Source organism: Corynebacterium sp. BD556, from assembly GCF_038452275.1.
In the GTDB taxonomy this organism is placed as follows: Bacteria; Actinomycetota; Actinomycetes; order Mycobacteriales; family Mycobacteriaceae; genus Corynebacterium; species Corynebacterium mayonis.
This window is the reverse complement of the sequence record NZ_CP141643.1, coordinates 707,677-730,905: the sequence shown is the minus strand read 5'-3', so window position 1 is coordinate 730,905 and position 23,229 is coordinate 707,677. Positions and strand designations below refer to the sequence as shown.

Annotated in this window: 18 protein-coding genes, 1 tRNA gene and 2 pseudogenes; 13 read left to right on the top strand and 8 right to left on the bottom strand. The window is 59.6% G+C overall.

The features are described from left to right. Positions 1-17: 17 nt before the first annotated feature. Entirely contained in the window at positions 18-1,307 is a 1,290-nt protein-coding gene (locus tag VLL26_RS03430) for an SAM-dependent methyltransferase (RefSeq protein ID WP_342319718.1), read from the bottom strand. A gap of 141 nt (positions 1,308-1,448) precedes the next feature. Here VLL26_RS03430 and VLL26_RS03425 point away from each other — a divergent pair, with 141 nt between their 5' ends. From VLL26_RS03425 to VLL26_RS03405, 5 genes and pseudogenes are all read left to right on the top strand, one after another. Then, a complete protein-coding gene (locus tag VLL26_RS03425; protein WP_342319717.1) occupies positions 1,449-2,837 on the top strand; it encodes an NAD(P)/FAD-dependent oxidoreductase in 1,389 nt (462 codons plus the stop codon). A gap of 241 nt (positions 2,838-3,078) precedes the next feature. Beyond that, positions 3,079-4,896, top strand: a pseudogene (locus VLL26_RS03420) (pyruvate formate lyase family protein); the annotation flags it as partial. Then, positions 4,876-5,448, top strand: a pseudogene (gene grcA2, locus VLL26_RS11135) (autonomous glycyl radical cofactor GrcA2). The pseudogenes VLL26_RS03420 and grcA2, both read left to right, overlap by 21 nt. A gap of 3 nt (positions 5,449-5,451) precedes the next feature. After that, positions 5,452-6,327, top strand: a complete 876-nt coding sequence (pflA, locus tag VLL26_RS03410; protein WP_342319714.1) for a pyruvate formate-lyase-activating protein — start codon at positions 5,452-5,454, stop codon at positions 6,325-6,327. Between the two features lie 72 nt (positions 6,328-6,399). Next, positions 6,400-7,476, top strand: coding sequence for a magnesium and cobalt transport protein CorA (locus VLL26_RS03405; protein WP_342319713.1), 1,077 nt, complete (start codon positions 6,400-6,402; stop codon positions 7,474-7,476). Positions 7,477-7,485: 9 nt separating this feature from the next. On the opposite strand, the gene VLL26_RS03400 is transcribed toward VLL26_RS03405, so the two are convergent. Further along, complete coding sequence (locus VLL26_RS03400; protein WP_342319712.1) at positions 7,486-7,920, bottom strand: PaaI family thioesterase; 435 nt, start codon at positions 7,918-7,920, stop codon at positions 7,486-7,488. A 37-nt stretch (positions 7,921-7,957) separates the two neighbouring features. Here VLL26_RS03400 and gndA point away from each other — a divergent pair, with 37 nt between their 5' ends. From gndA to VLL26_RS03370, 6 genes are read left to right on the top strand one after another with little or no spacing between them, the layout of a single operon-like run. Further along, positions 7,958-9,430 (top strand): NADP-dependent phosphogluconate dehydrogenase, encoded by a 1,473-nt coding sequence (gndA, locus tag VLL26_RS03395; protein WP_342319711.1) that lies wholly within the window; start codon positions 7,958-7,960, stop codon positions 9,428-9,430. Between the two features lie 41 nt (positions 9,431-9,471). Next, positions 9,472-10,800 carry a DEAD/DEAH box helicase gene (locus tag VLL26_RS03390; protein ID WP_342319710.1) on the top strand — a complete coding sequence of 443 codons (1,329 nt, stop codon included), beginning with the start codon at positions 9,472-9,474 and terminating at the stop codon, positions 10,798-10,800. Positions 10,801-10,821: 21 nt separating this feature from the next. Further along, on the top strand, positions 10,822-12,219 hold the full coding sequence (locus VLL26_RS03385) for a hemolysin family protein (protein WP_342319709.1): 1,398 nt from the start codon (positions 10,822-10,824) through the stop codon (positions 12,217-12,219). Beyond that, on the top strand, positions 12,216-13,280 hold the full coding sequence (locus VLL26_RS03380; protein WP_342319707.1) for a hemolysin family protein: 1,065 nt from the start codon (positions 12,216-12,218) through the stop codon (positions 13,278-13,280). Before VLL26_RS03385 ends, VLL26_RS03380 begins: the two co-directional genes overlap by 4 nt. Next, a complete protein-coding gene (locus tag VLL26_RS03375) occupies positions 13,280-14,143 on the top strand; it encodes a 3-methyladenine DNA glycosylase (RefSeq protein ID WP_342319706.1) in 864 nt (287 codons plus the stop codon). Before VLL26_RS03380 ends, VLL26_RS03375 begins: the two co-directional genes overlap by 1 nt. A gap of 42 nt (positions 14,144-14,185) precedes the next feature. Then, the gene (locus tag VLL26_RS03370) at positions 14,186-15,592 is read left to right on the top strand and encodes a hypothetical protein (protein WP_342319705.1); all 1,407 of its coding nucleotides are present in this window, start codon (positions 14,186-14,188) and stop codon (positions 15,590-15,592) included. 27 nt (positions 15,593-15,619) lie between these two features. Here the strand turns inward: VLL26_RS03370 and VLL26_RS03365 are convergent, their stop codons facing one another. The 5 genes from VLL26_RS03365 to secA2 all read right to left on the bottom strand — a co-directional run bounded on the left by VLL26_RS03365 (position 15,620) and on the right by secA2 (position 20,507). Further along, positions 15,620-16,192: a MerR family transcriptional regulator gene (locus tag VLL26_RS03365; protein WP_342320138.1), complete on the bottom strand. Its 573-nt coding sequence runs from the start codon at positions 16,190-16,192 to the stop codon at positions 15,620-15,622. Between the two features lie 120 nt (positions 16,193-16,312). After that, positions 16,313-16,894: a bifunctional nuclease family protein gene (locus tag VLL26_RS03360; protein WP_342319704.1), complete on the bottom strand. Its 582-nt coding sequence runs from the start codon at positions 16,892-16,894 to the stop codon at positions 16,313-16,315. An 8-nt stretch (positions 16,895-16,902) separates the two neighbouring features. After that, positions 16,903-17,640 carry a MerR family transcriptional regulator gene (locus tag VLL26_RS03355; protein WP_342319703.1) on the bottom strand — a complete coding sequence of 246 codons (738 nt, stop codon included), beginning with the start codon at positions 17,638-17,640 and terminating at the stop codon, positions 16,903-16,905. 39 nt (positions 17,641-17,679) lie between these two features. Then, positions 17,680-18,108 (bottom strand): oxoglutarate dehydrogenase inhibitor Odhl, encoded by a 429-nt coding sequence (odhI, locus tag VLL26_RS03350; protein ID WP_342319702.1) that lies wholly within the window; start codon positions 18,106-18,108, stop codon positions 17,680-17,682. Positions 18,109-18,215: 107 nt separating this feature from the next. Continuing rightward, positions 18,216-20,507 carry an accessory Sec system translocase SecA2 gene (gene secA2, locus VLL26_RS03345; protein WP_342319701.1) on the bottom strand — a complete coding sequence of 764 codons (2,292 nt, stop codon included), beginning with the start codon at positions 20,505-20,507 and terminating at the stop codon, positions 18,216-18,218. Positions 20,508-20,600: 93 nt separating this feature from the next. Here secA2 and VLL26_RS03340 point away from each other — a divergent pair, with 93 nt between their 5' ends. Both VLL26_RS03340 and VLL26_RS03335 read left to right on the top strand, forming a co-directional pair. Continuing rightward, a complete protein-coding gene (locus tag VLL26_RS03340; protein ID WP_342319700.1) occupies positions 20,601-21,767 on the top strand; it encodes a bifunctional alpha/beta hydrolase/OsmC family protein in 1,167 nt (388 codons plus the stop codon). A 97-nt stretch (positions 21,768-21,864) separates the two neighbouring features. Further along, positions 21,865-21,941 (top strand) — tRNA-Pro (locus VLL26_RS03335). Between the two features lie 265 nt (positions 21,942-22,206). On the opposite strand, the gene VLL26_RS03330 is transcribed toward VLL26_RS03335, so the two are convergent. Next, positions 22,207-23,190 carry a diacylglycerol/lipid kinase family protein gene (locus VLL26_RS03330; protein WP_342319699.1) on the bottom strand — a complete coding sequence of 328 codons (984 nt, stop codon included), beginning with the start codon at positions 23,188-23,190 and terminating at the stop codon, positions 22,207-22,209. Positions 23,191-23,229: the final 39 nt, after the last annotated feature.

Genomic DNA, 23,229 nt, shown 5'->3' with positions numbered 1-23,229 from the left:
CGCATCCCCCTTTTCCACTACCGCAGTCCTCTCCGGTCCCGCGGCACCAAAGTCAGCTGCACAAGATCGATCATCCCCAAACGCGCCAGCGCCTCACGGACAGCGAACTGCCACTGCCACAGTCTGCGATACACCGGATCGAAGCCATCCGCAGCCGCCTCGCGCAGACGCGCATCGAACCTATGGCGCTGCAGGCGCAGCGACGCGGTCAAGTGTTCCGGGGCGTGTGTGCGCGACAGCACCCGCAGATTCGTTTGCTTATCGACGCTGCGCGTGATCTCCTCCGGCAAAGAAAAACTCAACCCCGGCCAAATATAAGCCCGTAGCGACTCCAGGGCCCCGTCAGCCGCCGCTGTGTAGGCCGCGGTACGCATCACGGTCTGCACCGCGATCCTTCCGCCCGGCTGGATCAAGCGGCCAAGCGCCCCCAGGTACGCCGCCTTGGACGCCTCCGGCAGTGTCTCAAGTTTTTCAACCGAGATTGCCGCATCGAAAAAACCGCCGCGTTTGACCTGTGGGCCGTCCACCTCAATGTGAACGGCGTCGCGTACCCCAGCGAACACGAGTCGCTCCTCGAGTGCGTGCGCGGCGGCGTCGTCCGATGCAATACTGTGCACCGTCGCGCGCCGTGCCGCCGCCGCCACCGCGACAAGGCCACCCGAGGAAGGAAACTCGACAACATGGGAGCCGGAGGTGACGCGGGTGGCGTCGAGAAGCATCTCGACCGCACGACCCTGCGCTGGGCTTAAATCTCCACGCTCAGCATCCTGCGGAGCATCAACGGTCGTGATATCGACAAAACGCGAGGTCGGCTGGCCTTTCCTCCCGGCCCCAGGCACGTGCGATTTCATCATCGTGCGCTCGGTGGTGGCCACCCCCGTAGAGAAAAACCCTGCGAATGCGCTCATGCCATCCTCAGAAAAATGGTGCACCAGCTCAGGGGGAATATCCCCGGACTCCGCAGCCACGGTTTTCACCGTCGAGCGAGGGTTGTAGCCGCGGCCGAGAAGGGCTTCGAGGGCGTCGACAAGCGTGTCTGTATTTTCCACACTCCACTCCCCGGCCATGAACCCCTCGGCAAGACCTACCCAGCCACTTTCCGCGATGCGCGCGAAAACCGTCGCGTAGTCAACTACGACCTGTGCCCCCGAAGCGGGATCTAGCTCAATTCCAGCCTTCGCACAGGCTTTAGCGAAAGCACGTTCCGCACGGCGGGCCTTCGACTCCACGCGCCAACCACCTGGTACCGAGGTAAGGCCCGGCCAGACGGTGGAATCAATTGCCGCAAGATGTGAGTGAGAAAGCACGCACCACACCATAACCGGCGAAACCGCCTACACGATGCGCCACGGCGGGACCGAGGAATAGACGATTGTCACGCGGGGCGTACTATGGACGCGGAAAGATGCACAAAATCTTGGTAAACCTTGTCTAAGGAGACGAAGTTCATGGCTGAAACAGCCGCACGCCCGGCGGGCAACCGTCACCACGTCGTCATCATTGGTGCCGGCTTCGGCGGTATCAACGCCGCCCGCGAGCTCGCAGACGCGGATGTGGACATCACACTGATTAACCGCACAAACCATCACCTCTTCCCGCCGCTGCTTTACCAGGTGGCAACCGGCCTTTTGTCCACCGGGGAAATCGCCACCTCCGTCCACCAGTTACTCCAAGGCCAAGACAACGTGCGCGTCGTGCGCGGCGATGTCACCGACATCAACGTAAAAAGCAAAACTGTCACCTTCAACGAAGGCGAGTTCACCCGCGACGTCGCCTACGACTCTCTAATCGTTGCCGCTGGCGCCGGTCAGTCCTACTTCGGCAACGATCACTTCGCCGAGTTCGCACCCGGTTTGAAAACGCTCGACCATGCGCTGGAAATCCGTGCCCGCCTCGTGACCGCCTTCGAGCGCGCCGAACTTGCAGAAACCGCCGAGGAGCGAGATCGCTACCTCACCTTCGTCGTCGTCGGCGCCGGACCGACCGGTGTCGAACTCGCGGGCCAAATTTCTGAAATGGCTCACCGCTCCTTCGAGGGCCAATACAAAAACTTCGTGCCCTCCCAGGCCAAGATCATCCTCATCGACGGTATGCCGCAGGTCCTTCCTCCCTTTGGCAAGCGCCTGGGGAAGAAGGCGCAGCGCACCTTGGAAAAGGACGGTGTCACGGTCGTGCTCAACGCCATGGTGACCAACATTGACGCCGACACCGTCACCTACAAAGACTCCGCTACCGACCAGGAAGTTACCATTTACTCGCGGACCAAGATCTGGTCCGCCGGTGTGCAAGCCTCCCCGCTAGGCAAACTCGTCGCCGACCAGCTCGGGGTCGAAGCCGAGCGCAACGGCAAAGTCCCCGTTAACCGGGATTTGACCGTTGGCGAAGAACGCAACGTCTTCGTCATTGGCGATATGATGAGCCTCGATCAACTACCCGGTGTCGCCCAGGTCGCGATCCAGTCAGGTGAGTACGTCGGCAAGATCATCAAGGAGCAGGTCGACAACGGCGCCGCTTGGCAGACTCGCGACGACTTCGCGTACTTCGACAAGGGCTCGATGGCCATCGTCTCTCGCTATAACGCCGTGGTGAAAATGGGCAAGGTTGAAATCACCGGCTTCATCGGTTGGATCATGTGGCTTGTCGTGCACGTTTCCTTCCTGGTCAATACCCGCAACCGCGTGGTGTCCCTGTTCACCTGGACGCTTAACGCACTGACCCCGAAGCGCTACAACCTGGCGACCACCTTGCAGCAAATGCACAGCCGCACCGCCTTGGAAAAGTTGCGCAACGAGGACAAGGAACTGCCGGAAACCCGCGATTACAACGGCGAGAACTAACCCAGCGCCTTTCCTGCGCTCGCCCGGCACCCCACACGGTGTCGGGCTATCGGCTTTTTGTGCGAGCAAAATCACGGTGCCTCCACCTCCTTTCGACTCGCTTCACACATGTCCGAAACCTAAAATGGCAAGAAGAAGTGGTTATTACGCTCAGTAGGAAAACGCGATTGATTCCGCGCCCGCCCCGGAGAGCCCCCACCACTTCTGTACCTTGAAAAGTGGAAAGGACACGCGACCTACAGTGACCGCTGCAGCACAACCAAAGACAACCGCATGGGCGGGTTTTGAGCCCGGAACATGGACCGAAAGCATCGACGTGCGCGATTTCGTCCAGCGTAACTACACCCCCTACGACGGCGACGCCTCCTTTTTGGCAGGCCCCACGGAAAAGACCTTGAAGGTCTGGGAGCACCTGGACAAAAACTACCTCGCCGTCGAACGCGAGCGCCGCGTCTTCGACGTCGACACCGAAACCCCCGCCGACATCGACGCCTTCGCCCCCGGCTACATTTCGGCTGAAGACGATGTCATCGTCGGGCTGCAAACGGACGTGCCCACCAAACGCGCCATGATGCCCAACGGCGGATGGCGCATGGTGGAGCAGGCCATTATGGAGGCCGGAAAAGAAATCAACGAGGACATCAAAAAGGTCTTCACCCAATACCGCAAAACCCACAACGATGCAGTCTTTGACATCTACACTCCACGTATCCGCGCTGCGCGTTCCTCCCACATCATCACAGGGCTGCCCGACGCCTACGGACGCGGCCGCATCATTGGGGATTACCGCCGCGTCGCCCTCTACGGCGTCGACGCTCTCATTGCGGACAAAGAGCGGGCTAAGGAGGCGTCGCTAAGCGAAGGCTTCTCCGAGCACTGGGCGCGCTACCGCGAAGAACACGCCGAACAAATTAAGGCTCTGAAAAAGCTCAAGAGGATGGCCGCTGACTACGGCTTCGACATGTCCGGTCCCGCTGCCACGGCGAAAGAAGCAGTACAGTGGACCTACTTCGGCTACCTGGCCTCTGTCAAAAGCCAAGACGGCGCCGCCATGTCAATTGGGCGCCTCTCCCCCTTCTTCGACATCTACTTCGAGCGCGACCTTACCCACGGTGTCATCAACGAAACCGACGCCCAGGAGATCATTGACGCGTTGGTGATCAAGCTGCGCATCGTGCGATTTTTGCGCACCATCGACTACGACCAGATTTTCTCTGGCGACCCCTACTGGGCCACCTGGTCGGACGCGGGCTTTTCCGAGGACGGACGCCACCAGGTAACCAAAACGGCCTTCCGCCTCCTGCAAACGCTGCGCAACCTCGGCCCCGCCCCGGAACCCAACATCACCATTTTCTGGGACCCAGAACTGCCGGAAGGCTACAAGCAGTTCTGCTCCGCCATCTCAATCGAAACATCCTCACTGCAGTACGAATCCGACAAGCAGATTCGCGACAGGTGGGGCGACGATGCCGCCATCGCCTGCTGCGTCTCCCCGATGAAGGTCGGAAAGCAAATGCAGTTCTTCGGCGCCCGCGTCAACGCGGCGAAGTCTTTGCTTTATGCCATCAACGGCGGCCGCGACGAAATCTCCGGACAGCAGATCACCCAAGGCCACAGCCCCATCGAAGGAGACGGCCCCCTCGACTTCGACGAGGTGTGGGAGAAATTCGAACTCATGCTGGACTGGGTTGTAGGCACCTACGTCGAAGCGCTCAACATCATCCACTACTGCCACGACAAGTACGCCTACGAGGCGATCGAGATGGCACTGCACAATTCGGAGATCATCCGCACGATGGGTTGCGGCATCGCCGGATTGTCAATCGTGGCCGACTCCCTGTCTGCCATCAAATACGCCCAGGTCACCCCGGTGCGCGACGAGACTGGTTTGGTCGTCGACTACATCACGGAAGGTAGTTTCCCGCGCTACGGTAACGACGACGACCGCGCCGACGACATCGCCGCAACCGTCGTACACACCGTCATGGAGAAAATTAAAGCCATCCCGATGTACCGCGACGCGATCCCGACCCAGTCCGTGCTCACAATCACCTCGAACGTTGTCTACGGCAAGGCCACCGGCTCTTTCCCCTGCGGCCACAAAGCCGGTACCCCCTTCGCACCCGGCGCCAACCCGACCAACGGCGCGGACAGCCACGGAATGGTCGCCTCCATGCTCTCGGTTGGAAAGCTGGACTACAACGACGCCCTCGACGGCATCTCTTTGACCAACACGATCACCCCGTCGGGCCTTGGCCGTACCAAAGATGAGCAGGTAAACAACTTAGTCGGCATCCTCGACGCCGGCTTTATCATGGATAACGCCTAAACGCCCACACACCAAAGGAGATTCACTATGAACACCGCCAAAACCTTCGACGAACGCCTCGAATCTATGCGCGCCAACCGCGCCGCCAACAACATGGAGTCCGGGCTTTACCACGCCAACATCAATGTTCTCGACCCCTCCACCCTCGAAGATGCGATGGAACACCCGGAGAACTACCCGAACCTAACGGTGAGGGTTTCTGGCTACGCCGTCAACTTTGTGAAACTGACCAAGGAACAGCAGCGCGACGTCATCTCACGCACGTTCCACCAGCAGGCTTAGCCTATGGCTCATGACGGCACGACAGGTGCGGTAAAGCTAGATCCCCAACTGGGCGAACGCGTCCGCGGCGTCGCGGCGGGCCTCGGTGGCATGTCTGCGGACGGCCTTGAAATCACGCGCCCGGAGCTTTTAGATGCCCGCCGTACCGGCGAAATCGGCCTTGTCCACTCCTGGGAGTTAGTCACCGCGGTTGATGGACCTGGCACCCGCATGACCGTTTTCCTGTCGGGCTGTCCCCTCCGCTGCATGTTTTGCCACAACCCGGACACCATGGGCATGAAAGAAGGCACTCTCGAGCGCGTGGAGGAAGTGGCCAAGCGTGTTATCAGATATCGCCGCATTTTCGCGGCCTCCGGGGGCGGGTTGACTCTGTCAGGAGGTGAGCCGCTGTTCCAGATCGCGTTTACCCGCCGGTTGCTGGAAATGGTTCACGCGGCGGACATTCATACTGCCATTGACACCTCCGGCTACCTCGGTTCCCGCCTCAACGACGAGGACCTAGACAATATCGACCTGGTGTTGCTAGATATCAAGTCGGGCGACGAATCCACCTATAAGCGTGTCACCAGCCGCGAGTTGCAGCCAACCATCGACTTCGGCGACCGGCTCAATGCGATGGGCAAGAAAGTATGGATTCGTTTCGTGGTGGTTCCTGGCCTGACGGATTCCCCGGACAATGTTGCCCGGGTTGCTGATATCGCGGGGCGCTGGACTAGCAACGTCGAGCGCGTTGAGGTGTTGCCCTTCCATAATATGGGTGCGGACAAGTGGAAAAAGATCGGTTTGCCTTATGAACTTGAGGGTCTATCACCGCCCGCACCGCACGTTGTGGAGCGCGTCCGCGAAACCTTTCGCAGTCGCGGGCTCGAGGTGTTTTAGTTTCGAATTTCAACCCACGGAGTGAGCGCGTATCATTCTGTGGGTTCTTTGTATTTGAAGGGAGGCTTGCCCATGGCGCCGCGTTTTCCTCTGCCGATCCACCGACCTAAGCGCCCGGAGCAGGCGATTGCCCCTTCGGTTCCTGTCCCCATTGAACGTTCGACAGATTTTTGCCGCATTTTCGTCGACGGTAAGCGTTTGCCTGGCGAGGCGCGGATTTCCCAAGCCTTAGACATTGCCGGACAACACGACAATGCTTTCGTGTGGTTGTCGGTGCGTGAGCCTTCCGACGCCCAAATGGAGCGTCTCGGCGAAATTTTCGGCCTCCACGACCTGATTGTCGACGACGTCATCGCCTCGCACCACCGTCCTAAGGTGGAGCGCTACAACGACCAATTGTTTATGGTGATGCGCACGGTCTACTACCGCGACGACGAGGAAGTCGCCGACGCCCGCGAGATCATCTCGACCGGAAAGGTCGAAATTGTTGTCGGGGAGAAGTTCGCTATCACTATCCGCCACAACTCCCCTCTGCCCGACCTGTCGGCAAAGCTGGAGGAGGAAGACGAGGATCTGGCCATCCTGGGGTCTCCGGCTGTGGCCTGGAAAATTTCCGACTACGTGGTGGACAACTATTTGCGCGTTTCCCGGGCATTGAGCCAAGATGTCGATGATTTGGAAAACGAGGTTTTTACTCCGCAGCGCAGCATCAACATCGACAAGATCTACATGTATAAGCGCGAAGTTTTGGAGATGCGCCACGCCATCGACCCGTTGGGGCCCGCGCTGAAAAGTGCCTTGGAAAACAACAAGGACCTGCTCCGCAAGTCCCTGCGTTCTTATGTGCGCGATGTCCAGGACAACGCGATGATCGTCAGCGACCAAATTTCCGGTTTCGATGAGCGTCTTTCGTCGCTTCTCGACGCTTCCGTGGCCAAGGTATCAATGCAGCAAAACCGCGACATGCGCACCATCTCCGCGGTCGTCGGCATGGCCGCAGCGCCGACGATGATCGCCGGTATCTACGGCATGAACTTCGAGTACATGCCGGAGCTTGGCTGGCGCTGGGGTTACCCAGTTGTGCTTGCGACGATGTTCGCGGTGATCCTTTTAATGTACCGCTGGTTCAGGAAGAAACACTGGCTCTAGATTTTCCTCTTAGCGCCGATCCAAAACCATCACTTTCAGATTGGTCGTGGCCACTAGCTTTCCGCCGTGGCGCATCTCGATGCGCCACAGGTGCGTCGAGGTTCCCACATGCACCGGCACGGCCACGGCCTCAACCCGGCCCGACACGACGGAACCGAGCAGGTCGGTGTTGTTGTTCATCCCCACCGCAGGCTTACCGGCGGCCGCGATTGCACCCACGGAGCCAAGCGTTTCACCCACCGAGCAGTACAAACCGCCGTTGGCCACACCAGCCGGCTGGTGATGCTGCTCCCCGACGTCGACGAAGCCCTCAACTCGATCCCGGGCCACATAAGTAATTTCAATACCGAGTTGCCCAGACAAACCGCTGTGCTGCGCAAACGCAGCCAGCTCCGCAGCGCTAAGCGGTGTGTCAATAATTTCTTTTGCGTATCTGTGCTCCATGGGCAGTCATCTTACGCAAGTCGCTACCATTGCAAGCATGACTTCCAGCAGCGATAACCCCGCAACCCCCCAAGCTGAAATTGGCGTCGTCGGCATGGCCGTCATGGGCTCGAACCTGGCGCGCAATTTTGCTTCCAAAGGCCACACTGTCGCCCTTTACAACCGCTCCCCGCAGCGCACCCGAGACGTCATCGAACAATACGGCTCGGAGGGCAATTTCATCGCCTCGGAGACCATTGAGGATTTTGTCGCCTCGCTCAAACGACCGCGCCGGGCCGTGATCATGGTTCAGGCAGGTGCGGCCACCGACGCCGTGATCGGACAGCTCGCTGAGCAGATGGAAGAAGGCGACATCATCATCGACGGCGGCAACGCCTTATATACCGACACCATCCGCCGCGAACGCGAGATGTCCGCGCGCGGCTTGAACTTTGTCGGCGCCGGGATCTCCGGCGGCGAGGAGGGAGCCTTAAACGGCCCTTCGATTATGCCCGGCGGCCCCGCCGAGACCTGGGATGCTCTTGGCCCCTTACTGGAAGACATCTCAGCCAAAGTCGACGGTGAACCGTGCGTAACCCACATCGGCCCGGACGGGGCCGGCCACTTTGTCAAGATGGTCCACAACGGAATCGAATACGCCGACATGCAAGTCATAAGCGAGGCCTACCACCTTTTGCGCTACGCCATCGGGCTTGAACCTGAGGCCATCGCCGACGTCTTTGCCGAGTGGAACCGAGGCGAGCTCAACTCCTACCTCATCGAGATCACAGCCGAAGTACTGCGCCAAGTGGACCGCCGCACCGGCAAACCTTTCATCGACATTATTATGGATTCCGCAGGCCAAAAGGGAACCGGGCGGTGGACCGTTAAGGAGGCGCTCGACTTAGGCGTTCCGGTTACCGGTATCGGAGAGGCCGTATTCGCCCGCGCACTGTCCTCGGCTGTAGCGCAGCGCCAGGCTGTACACGACAACACACTTCCGGCGGGTCAGCTCGCCACTTGTGAAACACTCGGTGTGGACCCGCAAGGCTTCATCGAAGACGTCCGCCGCGCACTTTACGCTTCCAAGCTGGTGGCCTACGCGCAAGGCTTCGACGAAATCAACGCGGGCTCCCAGGAGCACAACTGGGGAATTAACCCCGGAGATCTGGCGCGCATCTGGCGAGGCGGCTGCATCATTCGGGCCAAGTTCCTCGGCCGGATCACTCAGGCCTACGAAAACAACCCTTCCCTCCCCTCGCTGCTTGTAGACCCCCACTTCAAGTCCGAACTAGAAAACCTCATGGATTCGTGGCGTCGCGTAGTCGCCGTCGCCACACAGCTCGGCCTACCGGTGCCGGTTTTCGCCTCCTCCTTGTCCTACTATGACTCGCTGCGCGCGAAGCGCCTTCCGGCCGCACTGATCCAGGGCCAAAGGGACTTCTTCGGCGCTCACACCTACCGCCGCATCGACATGGAAGGAACCTTCCACACATCCTGGTCAGGTGACCGTGAGGAAATCAGCTATTAGAAATAGCCGTCGGTGGGCACCGCGCCTGTAGACTGGGGCAAATGACTACGTTTGCTGAGCTGGGCCTGCCCCAGCCAATTGTCAGCACCCTTGCCCGCCTCGACATCACCGAGGCGTTCCCCATCCAAGAAGCGGCCATTCCGGACGCTTTAGCTGGCAAGGACGTCTTGGGGCGCGGACCCACAGGCTCCGGCAAAACCTTCACGTTTGGGCTGCCGATGCTCACCAGGCTCGCCGGCGCGCCTTCCCGGCCTGGACACCCGCGGGGGCTCGTACTCGCCCCCACACGCGAGCTTGCGGCCCAGATCCGCGAAAGACTCGCTGATCCCGCCGCGGCGCTTGGTTTGCGGGTCATCGACGTTGTCGGCGGCGTCAACATCAACAACCACATCCGGGCGTTGGCTGCCCCAGTAGATCTTCTCGTGGCCACCCCCGGCCGCGCCGAGGACCTCATTAACCAACAGAAGCTGTCGTTAGATGCCGTGGAAATTTCCTGCCTTGACGAGGCAGACCAAATGGCAGACATGGGATTTTTACCCCAGGTGCGCAAACTGCTCGACCGCGTGGACCGCGGCGGGCAAACGATGTTATTTTCGGCGACGTTAGATGGCGACGTCGAAAAGCTCGTGCAACGCTACATGAAAAATCCCGTGACCCACTCCACCGCGCCCGTCGAAGCATCCGTAGAGACCATGCAGCATTACCTTTTGGTGGTGAAAAGCCGCGAGGAACGCAACGATGTCGTTGAACGAATCGGCGCACGCGAAGGCAAAACGATTATGTTCATGCGCACGAAGCACGGCGTGGACAGGCAGGTCAAGAAACTGCGCCGCGCCGGAATCAACGCCCAAGGGCTCCACGGCGACAAAGGCCAGGGCGCACGCACCCGTGCCCTGTCCGGCTTTAGCGACGGCTCTACCCCCGTGCTCATCGCCACCGATATCGCTGCGCGCGGAATCGACATTAACGACGTCTCCCTCGTGGTCCACGTGGACCCGCCAGCCGAACACAAAGCCTACCTGCACCGCGCTGGGCGCACGGCACGCGCCGGCACCTCCGGCACTGTAGTCACCCTCGCGCTTACCGAGCAGGTATCCGACGTAGAAAGCTTGCTACGCAAAGCCGGTGTGCACGCCACAGCAGCCCACATCCACCCGGATTCACGTGAGTTAGTTAAAATTACGGGCGCACGCACCCCCTCCGGCACGCCCCTGCCCCCTCCAGGTCAGCAACAAAAGCCACAAGCCGAAAGCGCAACCCGCCGCCACAAAGGCCAAGGAAGCCCTGCCGGTGGCACCGGGCACCTCCACAGTCAACGCCGTGGAAGAAGCGGGAGGGGACGCCGACAACAAAGGAGTAGCGGGCGCTAGAACGCTAGTGCAACGACAGTAATGGACATAGTCATATCGATCATCGCCCTTCTGGGCTTTATCCTCCTCACCGCCTCAACGGGCTTGTTCGTCGCCATCGAGTTCGCCATGACCGGCCTGGAGCGCTCCACTGTGGAAGCCCACGTGAAAGATAAGGGCGACCGCACTGCCCGCGCAGTCGCCCGCGACCACGGCAACCTGTCCTTCGTGCTCTCAGGCGCCCAGCTCGGCATTACCTTAACCACGCTAGCGGCGGGCTTCCTCGCCGAGCCGGTGCTGGGGAGCTTCTTTACACCAGTACTTGAGCTCATGGGGTTGGGCGCATCCGCCTCCCGCACCGTCGCGCTAGTGCTGGCGCTTCTGGTAGCCACATTTTTATCCATGGTTTTTGGCGAGCTGGTGCCCAAAAACGCCGCGATCACCGAACCTTTACATACGGCCCGCGTCGTGGTGCCGCCGGTCAACGCCTTCAACACCGTGTTTAAGTGGTTTATTAAATCCCTCAACACCTCAGCGAACTGGTTCGTTCGCCGTCTCGGCTTCGAACCCGCCGACGAGTTGGCCTCCGCCCGTTCTGGTCAAGAGCTCGGGGCAATGGTGCGCAACTCCGCTGAGGCTGGCGGGTTGGACGCGGAAACAGCGCGCGTGATCGACCGCTCCCTGCAGTTCGGCGAAACCACTGCCGAAGAAGTTATGACGCCGCGCTCGAAAATCCACTCGCTCGACGTCGAAGACACCGTGGTAGATCTCATCGCCATCGCGCGCGAAACTGGCCACTCCCGCTTCCCCGTGCGACGAGGCGACCTCGACGACACCATCGGCGTGGTACACATCAAAGATGCCTTTTCCGTCGACGCCAGCGAAAGGGCGACGACGACCCTGGGCGAGCTTGCCAAACCTGTGCCCATGGTGCCGGGAACCCTCGACGGTGACGCGGTGCTCAACCGTGTGCGCTCCGCTGGCTCGCAAGTGGTTTTGGTTGCCGACGAATACGGTGGAACCCAAGGCTTGGTCACCATCGAAGATGTCGTTGAGGAAATCCTTGGTGAGGTCTACGACGAATACGATGACCGCGAGTCCGAGCGCGATTTCCAACGCTTCGGCTCCTCATGGGAAATTTCTGGCCTCGTTCGTTTAGACGAAGTCAGCGAGCGCACCTCCTACGTCGCTCCGGAAGGCCCCTATGAAACTCTCGGCGGTCTGATCATGCACACGTTGGGACGCATCCCTCGCGTCGGCGACAAGGTCGTCTTGCCCGACGGCGCAACCGATTTTCACGGCACCTTCGAAGCTGGCAACGCCGGGAGTTGGCTGGCTCGTGTTTCCGTGATGGATGAGCGTCGTGTTGACAGTGTGATCCTCACACCAGTTCCGTTGACCAAGGACCTCCCCGCAGACAACGAGGAGAGCAACCAGTGAGTATCCTCGTCGCCATTGCATTGATCATTTCGCTGCTGCTGGCCAACGCCTTTTTTGTCGCCTCCGAGTTCGCGTTGATTTCCTCACGCCGCGACAGGTTGGAATCGCTGCTCGCCCAGGGCAAAAAAGAGGCCGCAGGCGTCATTCACGCCATTGAAAACCTCTCCATTTACCTAGCCGGCGCCCAGTTCGGCATCACGGTCGCCTCCTTGATCTTAGGAAAGGTCGCAGAACCCGCCGTCGCGCACTACGTGGAGGTGCCCTTCGCTGCACTGGGGCTTTCGCCGCACTTGCTTCACCCGGTCTCCTTCATCATCGCCCTGGGCATTATTTCCTACCTGCACATTCTTTTCGGCGAAATGGTGCCGAAAAACATCGCGATCGCCGGTCCCGAGTCGCTCGCTTTGTGGTTGACCCCCGCGATGACGCTGTGGGTCAAGCTCACCCGCCCGCTCATCGAGTTCTTGAACTGGGTTGCCCGCATTACGCTGCGTGCTTTTGGGATGGAGCAACGCGACGAATTGGAATCCACGGTGGATCAAGAACAGCTTGCCTCCATGATTCAAGAGTCTCGCGAGGAGGGGCTTTTGGACGCCGAGGAGACTGTGCGTCTGGCCAAGGCGCTGCGCTCTGATTCCCGCAACCTCCAGGAGGTCATGATCCCTCTCGATCGCCTCACCACCGTCCCCTACTCCGGCCGCGGCATCCCACTTGCACAACTGGAACAAAGAGTGCGTGATACTGGTTTCTCGCGCTTCCCCGTGGAGCGCTCCGAAGGGGTACTGGTGGGCTATATACATGTGAAAGACATCCTCGACCTCATGGAGTCACCTGATAGCGACGCGGAGGCGAAAGTGCTCATCCCCACGTCGCGCATCCGCCCTTTGAGCATTGTCGACGGCGCCGGTAGCCTCGACGACGCATTGACAGCGATGCACCGCCGCTCCGCCCACATGGCGCAGGTACGGGACAAAGGTGAGCTTGTTGGTGTGCTGGCTTTGGAAGACATCATCGAGGAATACGTCGGCACCGTCTCAGACTGGACCCACGAGGAAGGCTGATGGGCAACACACTCACCAGGCAGCAGTGGACGAACGCCCAAGCCGATCACGAGACACGGGCACGCCAGTGGGTAGATCCCCACTTGAAGCGCAAAGCTTCAGGGCAGTCGCACCCCGTATGGGATTTTCTCTTTGACTACTACTGGCCGCGCCCCTCCCACCTGACCCGCTGGAACCCAGGCTTGGGTACGCAATTAGCGCAGGCCGCAGATTGCCCGATTGCCCGCAGACGCCACTACATGGCTGATAAGGATGGTGCGGTGCGGCTGGATGTGGAGAGCTTTCTTGCCCACCGAGGTGATTCTATGCGTCAGATGCGAGATTTGATGGCGCAGGTAGATACGGCTTTTCCTCACTTTGACTGCTTCGGTATGCACGAGTGGGCCATGGTTTACCGCAGCGATAATCCACGCCACGACCTGCCCCTTCGTCTCGGTGTGCGCGCTACCAATAAGGTGGTCGATGCGCACCCGTTGAAATGCACGCATTACGATGCTTTCCGCTACTTCACCCCTGCCGCACGCCCCCTCAACCTCACTGTGCTCGACCGCAGCGGGCAGGCCGACAATGACCAGCCGGGGTGTGTCCACGTGACCATGGACCTTTACAAGTGGGCAATGAATATGGGCCCCGTTGTCCCTGGGGAATTGCTCCTGGACATTTTTGAGTTGGCGCGCGAGGCGCGGCGCCTGGACATGGAGGCTTCTCCTTATGACTGCCGTGGGCTCGGCCTCGGTGTCGTCGCGGTAGAAACCCCTGAAGGCAAGGCTGAGTATGTGCGCCGCCAACGCGAACTTGCGACGCGCGCTAAGCCACTTCGCGTCCGGCTTGTCGAACTTCTCGACCGCCTGTTTGGTGAATAAGATAGCCCTCAGAAAATTGTTGTCGAAAGGTGAGGTACAAACATGGGTCGGCATTCCAATAGCAAAAGGAGTTTTTCACTCTCCGGTGGTGCATTAGCGGCACTGATCGCTCTTTTCGCGATCGTTGCTTTGCTGGTGTGGATCTTCTGGCTGCGCCCGGACGAGTCTTTGGAGGCGGCAGAAGACGACAAGCAATGCGTTGCCGGAGATCTCGAACTTCCCATCAGCGCGACAGACGATGGTGTGGCTAAACAGCTCATCACCGCTTATGCGGATTCCCGCCCTGTCGTGCGAGACTATTGTGTCACCCCTGTTTATACCCCCGACCTTGCTGCATCAGCGGTTCACATTTTTCCCAATAACCCTGCGGATCGCCAGAAAATAGAGCTGGCTGAGCGCACCGCGGCAACCTCGGAGGCAACACCAGTAGCCGCTGGTGAGGTAGGCGTGGCTGGCATGAAAGCGGCGGAAGGAAACATCGACGTCAATGCTGTGTTTTTCCCCGTAGATGAGCAACCCGCTGCCGCGGCAGTAGCCGCTACCGCCCTGACCGGAAACGAGGAGGAGGCGGTTTCGGTACTGACTCAACAACGCATCGCATCTGTCTCTGAGGTCGCGGGCGATGAGACGCGCTATGCCGCCACAGTTCAGGCCCGTGTTCCGGAGGGAATGGAGTTTACTGCGCTGGGTGCTTCGTTGATCTATTACGCTCAGCCGCTGAACCAAACGGATGCCGTCACTGAGGAACAAGCGCGCGCCGGGCAGGACTTTGCCAGGTTCGCTGGGGAGGAGTTCACCGGCGAAAGCAGCGCTCAGCCGGAGATCTCCGAAAGTGTATGGGCTGCAGCCTCCTTGAGTGAGATGGCTAATAGCGAGGAAGCAGGTGCGGCGAAAGAGGAAGAATCTCCCGCGGTTTTGCAACCGGAGAACACCTTGTTCCTTTTCGATACTTCTTCCGCCATGATGCCTTTCCAGATCGAAGCGGCGACGGCTATTGGTGATTCGGCTCGCGGCCTGGCCGGACAGGGCAAGGCTGTCGGTTTGTGGAACTACTCCTCACCGCTAAGCCCAGGGGTGATGAATGGGTACCGCGAGAATTTGCGCCTCGGAGCGGATGCGGAGGCCGTCGCGGGGATGGCTGGCATGTTCAGCGCCGGCGGGCAGCCGCAGACCCGTGAGGCCCTCCGCGCGGCCGTGGGCTACGCCGCCCAGGCCGAGTCCCCGACCCGCATTGTGTTGGTGACCACGGGAACCGTCGACGCTGCCGAGGATGACGCCTTTATCGCCGAGTTGCGCGAAAGGGCCGGAGATAAAGTTACTATTTCTGTGGTTCACGTCGGTGAGGCTGCGGTGGATCCGGCTGCGGCCGAGGTGGCGGGTTTTCACTTGGCAGTAACGGACATGCAAGCAATTAAGCCGGCAGTCGCTGCGGCTGCCGGCTTGGGTTAAGTCGTTGTGACCTTCCGTGGTGGGTGCTTAGGAGCTCTTGCGGCGGCGACGCGCTGCAAGTTCGTCGAGTCCGATCACGTTGTCGCCGTCTGGTTGTTCCGTGTCGCCGTCGACGCGCTCTGCTGGGAATGAGGAGATCGTTCCTGTCAGCTCGCGCATGATCTGCGGCACGGCAATGCCGAACACGCCTTGCCCGCCGCCGAGTAGGTCGATAATTTCTTCGTTGCTGCGGCACTCGTAGACGGTGGTGCCGTCTGAAACGAGGGTGATTTCAGCGATGTCGTTGACGCCGCGGTCGCGCAGTTTATCGACAGCCAGCCGAATGTTCTGGAGGGAAATGCCAGTATCTAGCAAGCCTTTGACAATTTTCAAGACGAGAATGTCCTTGAAAGAATACAGGCGCTGAGATCCGGAGCCACGCGCACCGCGGATCGAGGGGCGCACCAGGTTGGTCCGTGCCCAGTAGTCAAGCTGGCGGTATGTGATGCCGGCGACTTGGCACGCAATCGGCACGCGGTAGCCGACCTCGTCGGAGGGACCAAGGTCGAACAGCGTTTCCTGTACGGCGTTGTTGGCTTGCTCCCCAGAGGAATTTTCGATACTCACGTAATTACTCCCATGATGTTTAGCGGTGCGCTAATGCTTATTAAAAGGCAAGCCTAGGCGTCGGTCAAGACTTAACACTAGCAACACGCCGAACTTTAACTCTAAAGTTTAACTTTAGATATCGTCGTCGGGCTCCGTTGAGGCTTCATCTTCCCCACTTTCGAAACCATCCGAAAGCTCCTCAACGCCCAAGTTGCGCATCAACTCGGCAAACTCCGCATCCGCCGCCGCATCGCCACTAGCAGACTCGCCCTCGCTTCTGTCATTATCCAACTCAAGGTTGAAGTAATTCAGCGCATCCATCGTGTTAAGGCGAAGGCTGGCTTGAGCGACCACACTTTCATCAGCCTCCACAGGAACATCAAGAATAACTGCCAAGTTCAGCGCATCAGAAGGTCGCGCATCGTACTGCGTGCCATCAGCAAGCGTGATCGATGCCATGAACACCCCGTTGTAGTAGCTGGAAAGATGAATACTTTCCACGCCCTTAGTACCCGAGCGCAGCACATCGGCCAAAACCTCCTCGGCCGTAGGGCGATTCGACTCCCACCCAGACAATCGCGCCATCAATCGGCCGCCCTCAAAAGGAGGAAGCCACACGGGAATGAAACGCTTATTTGCCTCGCACCGCAGCAAAGCGCACAGGAAATTCTCCGGACCAATCGGGAAAACACCCAGCAGCGAGAGCGGAACCATCGCGCAGCCTAGCCATTGAGCCGCTGGTGCAGCTCATTTTTCACCAAATCGGCGTGCAGCGAAACAACCAAGGCAGTGAGCTGATGGCCCAGCTCCTCCGCCTTCTGACGAGCGCTGTCTGTGCGCGACTTAGCTACAGGCTCGGTGACCTTAGAAATCAAATCCGCCTGACGCCCAGCCGCGTTGCGTAAAGATTTCAAGTGGCGCAGGTCAAGACCGAAACCCGCGAGTGCTTGCACGGAAGAAATAATGCGCAAATCATCCGCATGGAACAACCCAGCCGAATCCGGCACCAAAAGACCAGCGGCGATGAGTTGATCCACGGCCTTGTGCTCAGTGCCAGCCCTTTCGGCCAATTCGGTGTCCGTCAAACGGGAAGATACCGGGGAACGAAGCGACTCAGGCGAAACAATCGGTTCGGTTTTTGCCGCTGACATAATTGCCGTGACCTGTCCCGCATCCATCGCCTCAAGCTGCTCGCGGATCACCTTAAGAGGCAGATAGTTGTCACGTTGGGTGACAAGAATGTAGCGCAAACGCTCAACATCCTCATCGGTAAAACGCCGATACCCGGAAGCAGTACGCTCCGGGGTAATCAGTCCCTCCGACTCCAGAAACCGGATTTTGGAGACTGTGACATCCGGAAACTCCTCGCGCAGGTGGTTAAGGACGACGCCGATGGACATCGTCTTTGACTTTGCGCGTGTGGCGCTGCGCTGCGGGGAGGTCTTGGGAAGTGCATTCACGTTGATACTCGGTTCCTCACGGGGTAGGCGGCGCTGTTATTACTTCTGGTCAGCTAGGAAAACGAGACGGAACTTGCCAATCTGAATCTCATCACCTGCAGACAAGGCCTGCGAGTTGCGCGGCTCACGGTTGACATAGGTGCCGTTGAGCGATCCGACATCGACAACTTCGAAGGTTCCCTCCGTACGGCGAAACTCGGCGTGACGGCGCGAAACGGTGACGTCATCGAGGAAGATGTCCGCCTCCGGGTGGCGGCCTGCGGTCGTGGTGTCCTGGTCGAGCAGGAAACGAGCACCAGCGTTTGGACCTCGCTTAACCACGAGTAGCGCGGCCCCCTCGGGAAGGTTATCAGCGCCACCGACGGTGTCGGATGTGGCAGCTCCCGACTCCATTTCCTTCAGCAGATCCGCACGGAACACCGAAGTGGTTTCTACCTGGTTCTCCGGCGTGCCAGTGTTCTCGCTCATGAATTGCTCCTGACGGTGTCGAGGGATTTTCAAACTTAACTGTTAGCCATAGTAGCGGCTGCACCTCCGTCTCGGGGACAAAGGCACCGTGGTACCGCTAGGCAATCCTAGCGGAAGATGTTGGCTATCCCAGAGATGAAGGAGTTGCCCGAACCGGCCAACGGATTGTCCGAGACCATGTACGTCCACGTCGCGCTTGGCCGCTTCCAACCGGCCTCTGCAAGGTGAGCGCCAGCCTCGTCGATGCGCACCGTGTTGAAAGTTTCCACCGCTTTATCGACGGCCCTGTTCGCCAAGTCCTTAAACTCGCGCACGGCGATGCGATGATACTCATCAATCGGAGTCTCCCGGGCTATCGCGCGCAGGTGGATGGACTCGCGCACGTCATCCATCAACGCGAGGTGGTGCGACCATTCCTCATCGAGGTGAAAAAGCATGATTTCGCGCGCGGCCTGCTTGACAACCTCATCGGGCAGGTGCCCGAGCTCTTCAGCACGCTGCGGACTGCGTTTCGCCAACTCACGCCAGGCGATGTCGGTGTCGAGCAAGTTCGCGCGACGCTCGTCGAGGATGTCTCGGTGGTCGGCCAGCAACTTGTTGTACTTCCAGGTCTGGGAATGGATCTCCAAAAGCTGGCCCTCAGTGACGCGCTGGCAGTGCTCCACAAAGTGTTGGATGCGGCTGGATTCGACTCGGCCGTCCTCGGCTGGATGCGCTGTGACCTGCTCACCTTCTCCCCCGGTAGCGACGATGTCGTCTTCCAAAGAGACAAAAAACACGCTTAGGCCCGGATCGCCCTGACGGCCGGCGCGCCCACGGAGCTGATTGTCCAGCCGTGCGGTTCGGTGACGGGCCGTACCGATAACCGCTAAACCGCCCAGACTCGCAACCTTTTCTTTGTCAGCCTCATCGGCCCCGCCGAGCCGAATGTCAGTGCCGCGGCCCGCCATCTGTGTAGACACGGTGACCCTTCCCACATCACCCGCTTCAGCGATGATGCGGGCTTCCTCCTGATCATTTTTGGCGTTGAGCACGTTAACCTCGATGCCGCGAGCGCCCAGCGCGGCGGCCAAAGCCTCCGACTCAGCAACGTCATGGGTGCCCACAAGCACCGGCTGGCCGAGACTATGGAGACGCTCAATTTCTGCGACAATCGCGGAGTTTTTCTCCTCCATCGTCGCGTAAATGCGGTCCGCCTCGTCGAAACGCTGCAGCTCTTGCGCGCGGTCGATCACTGCCACATGCAGGCCGTAGAAAGAACGCAGTTGGTCCGTCGCCTCCACGGCAGTACCCGTCATGCCGCACACCACTGGATAGCGACGCATCAGCGCCTGCAGGGTGATTGAATCGAGGATGCGTCCGCCCTCGGAAACATCCAGGCCCTCTTTCGCTTCCACAGCCGCCTGAAGTCCGTCGGGCCAGCGCTGCAATTCGGCCACCCGGCCCCGGGAGGCGTCGACAAGCGAAACCTTGCCATCTTCGACGATGTAGTGAATGTCGCGGATCAACAGCGCACGAGCGTGCAGCGCCAGGTTGACGCGCACAAGCGTATCGCCAATGTGCTCCTCGGAGTAGAGCGAATCAATCCCCAGCAAATTTTCTAAACGCTTTGCCCCCTCGTCGGTCAGAAAAGCGTTTCGCCCATCGGCGTCGATGGTGTAATGCTTGTCCTTTTCCAAGTGCGAAACCGCCTCCGTGATACGCCCGGTGGCCTGGGTGCCAGGCTGCGAACCGGCGAGAACGAGGGGAACCAAGGCTTCGTCGACAAGCACGCTATCTGCCTCGTCAACGAGCGCGACCTCCGCCGGTGCTTGCAGAGCCTGAGAGCGGCTAGTGATCTGGTTGTCGCGTAGATGGTCGAAACCGATCTCGGAAACAGGAGCGTAGACGACGTCGCAGCGATAAGCTGCAAGGCGATCTTCGCGGGATGAATCCTCCGTAACCGCGCCCACACTCAGGCCAAAGAACTCAACCAGCGGACGCATCCACTCAGCATCGCGCTGCGCCAAGTAATCGTTGACCGTGATGACGTGAACCCGCTTACCAGTCAAGGCATAACCAGTCGCCGCCATCGCACCAACCAAAGTCTTGCCCTCACCAGTGGCCATCTGGATGACATCGCCCTCCAGCAGGCGCAGCACCGCCTGATTTTGCACCTCAAACGGAGTCATTTTCAAAGTGCGGGAGGAGGCCACCGACAAAATCGCCAAAAAAGCAGACTTATCTGCAATGGTGTTGCCGGAAACAGCTTGGTGCATAGCGCCGACAAGCTCAGCGTTATCAACGCCCTCGAACTCAACAATGCGCTCGTGCGCCTTAGAAACCACGCCTTTCGACGCCTTGTTGTTGCGCTCCGAGCTTGAACCCATCGCCTTCCAAAACCAGTCGAAAGCGCCCATCGGCGACCTTCCCCTTTCATTGAGAAACGTTGAATCACCACTTTACGGCAGCCATCCGCCCGCATTTCACGCAACTGCAATATCCTGTGGCACATGCTCTCGCTCAATGTGAAGGTTCCCTCGTCCACGGGCACCATGATGGCCGCCACGATTGACCAACCCGACCATCCGGCCGAGGCCTACGCGGTATTCGCCCACTGCTTTGCGGGATCACGCCACACCCCAGGTGCCTCCCGCATTTCGAAGCGGCTGACAGACTTTGGCATAGCCACCCTCCGCTTCGACTTTCCGGGGCTGGGTCAGTCCGAGGGCGATTTCCAGGACACGACGTTTAGCCAAAACGTCGACGACATCGTCGCCGCTTCCCGGTGGCTCAGCGAGAATTTCCGCGCCCCTCAGCTACTGATGGGCCACTCCCTCGGTGGGGCCGCTGCCCTAAAAGCCGCAACCCGCCCCGAACTAAAAGGGACGCTCAGGGCCGTCGCCACCGTCGGCGCCCCCTTCGACCCGGCCCACTCCGTGCTTCATTATGCAAGCAGAATTGCCGAAGCCGATGAAAACGGCGCCGTAGAGGTCATCCTCGGCGGCCGTCCATTGACGATCTCCCGCCGCTTCCTGGAGGACCTTGCGGAGACGAACCCGGAAACATACCTGCCGAAACTGCGCAAACCTCTCCTTTTAGTCCACTCCCCAATCGACCAAACTGTCGGAGTGGACAACGCCCAAACCATCTTCCGGCTCACGCGCTACCCAAAATCGCTTATGTCCCTGGACAAAGCGGACCATCTGCTCACACGCACCGACAGCGCAAAGCGCGCCGCCGATATCATCGGGTCCTGGGCCCGCCAGTACATCGAACCGCAGTTCATCGCCGAGCCAACCACAGATACCAATGCTGTGTCCTTTAGCGCCCGCGGCACCAAGTACGGCGACGTGGTGCGCACTTCGAACCGCGCCATCACAACCGACCGAGCGAAAAACTCTGGCGGCAAAGGCCAGGGTGTGACATCGACGGGATTGTTTATGAGCGCGATTGCCGTTTCCAGCTCACAGGCCATCCGCGAAGCAGCCAAAGGCATGAAGCTTGACGACGTCCGCGTTGAAGTCAACCACCTTGGCGAGCGCAACTTCACCCGCCACATCACTGTCGAAGGCGAACTCAGCGACCAACAACGCCAGCTCCTCTTAGCCGCAGCGAAAACCTCGCGCATCGACGGTTTCATCGGCACCGGCAGCACGATCGAAACTACGTTGTCGTAATTTCTCGACACTGCCTTCTACCTTATGATTTACAGTTCTAGGTGGCGGTGTTGTAACCTAACAAAGTCGCCCGAAGCACAGCGCTAGGGCAGGCAAACGGGCTGTGGCGCAGTTTGGTAGCGCACTACACTGGGGGTGTAGGGGTCGCAGGTTCAAATCCTGTCAGCCCGACCACAACAAGCAGGCCAGGAGATGTTTTCATCATCCGGCCTGCTTTTTGTTATGTTCAAGGTCCCCGCAAGGCGCACAGGTCAAGTTGACACCAAAGGCGCTGCTTGCCGTGGGGAGCTATCACAGGTGAATCCTCGCTTCCGCCGAACAGGAGCAACCAACGACCACCGGCAACGAATCCTGTTTGTTTTCACAATTGGGACACGGGCTGCCTTTTGTTTGTCGCGTGTGGGGCTACTGGTCATTGCGGGCGCGAACGCAGTGTCGATCACACCCGCACAAGCAGTGCTTTCGGCTCCACCTCAATGACCAAGGAGACAACATGGCCCACGGGATCTCCATCGAGTTCGAAGATATGCGGTTGGGAAAACTCCACGGCAGCGCGCTTGCCTCGCGCGTAGCGCAACATGGACGCGCCGCCCAGCAGAAGGTGATTGCGTTTTCGGCTGCGCTTGACCCAGTGTGTGCCCGGAAGTTTGCGCACCACGGCAGTGGCGGCGTTGATGCCTATCCAGCCGAATACATTCAACCAGCCGAGCGGGCCGCGCGGGGCCATGGTAATCACATCGAACACACCGTCGTCGGGTTTGGCTTCCGGCAGCAGCGGAAAGTCGTTGATGAGGCAGCCGCAGTTGCCGAAGATCATGGTGTTGAGTGTGGCTTCGGTTTTTTCTTCGCCGTCGATGGTGTAGGTAGCGCTCACGTCGCTGCCCTTTGCTAAGGAGCGCAGGATTCCTTGCCCGTAAGCAAGGGGCCCAACACGCTTTTTCAAACGTTCGTCGGTGTTTTCTAACATTCCGGTGTCGAGTCCTAGCCCGGCCATGACTGTAAATCCAAGGCAATCCACTGTGCCGTCGGGTCGGGTCAGCTTCGCCCGGCACACGTCAATGCCTCGGTCCACTCCTTTAAAGGCGCGTTTGACGGATGCATCCAGCCCCAGGTCCATCCCTAGGTTGCGGGCCAAAAGGTTGCCAGTGCCGACGGGAATAACCCCGAGGCTTATGCCGGTGCCGGCCAGCGCCGAGGCAATGAGCCGCACGGTTCCGTCGCCGCCGGCAACGAGCACGAGGGCGATGTCGGGCCGCGACAGCACCGAGATCTCCCCTGCTTTTTCATTCTCCGGGTGTGTCTTAACCCACTCGATGCGGCAGGAAGGCGGGGCGTGCTTAGATACGCTTTCGCGCAGTTTATTCTGGTCGACCTTGACTGGGTTATAGACGACCAGGACCGCTCCGACGCTTTCATTGCTCATGCGCGCAACTTTATCGCCGTACGATGGGCGAACGGGAAT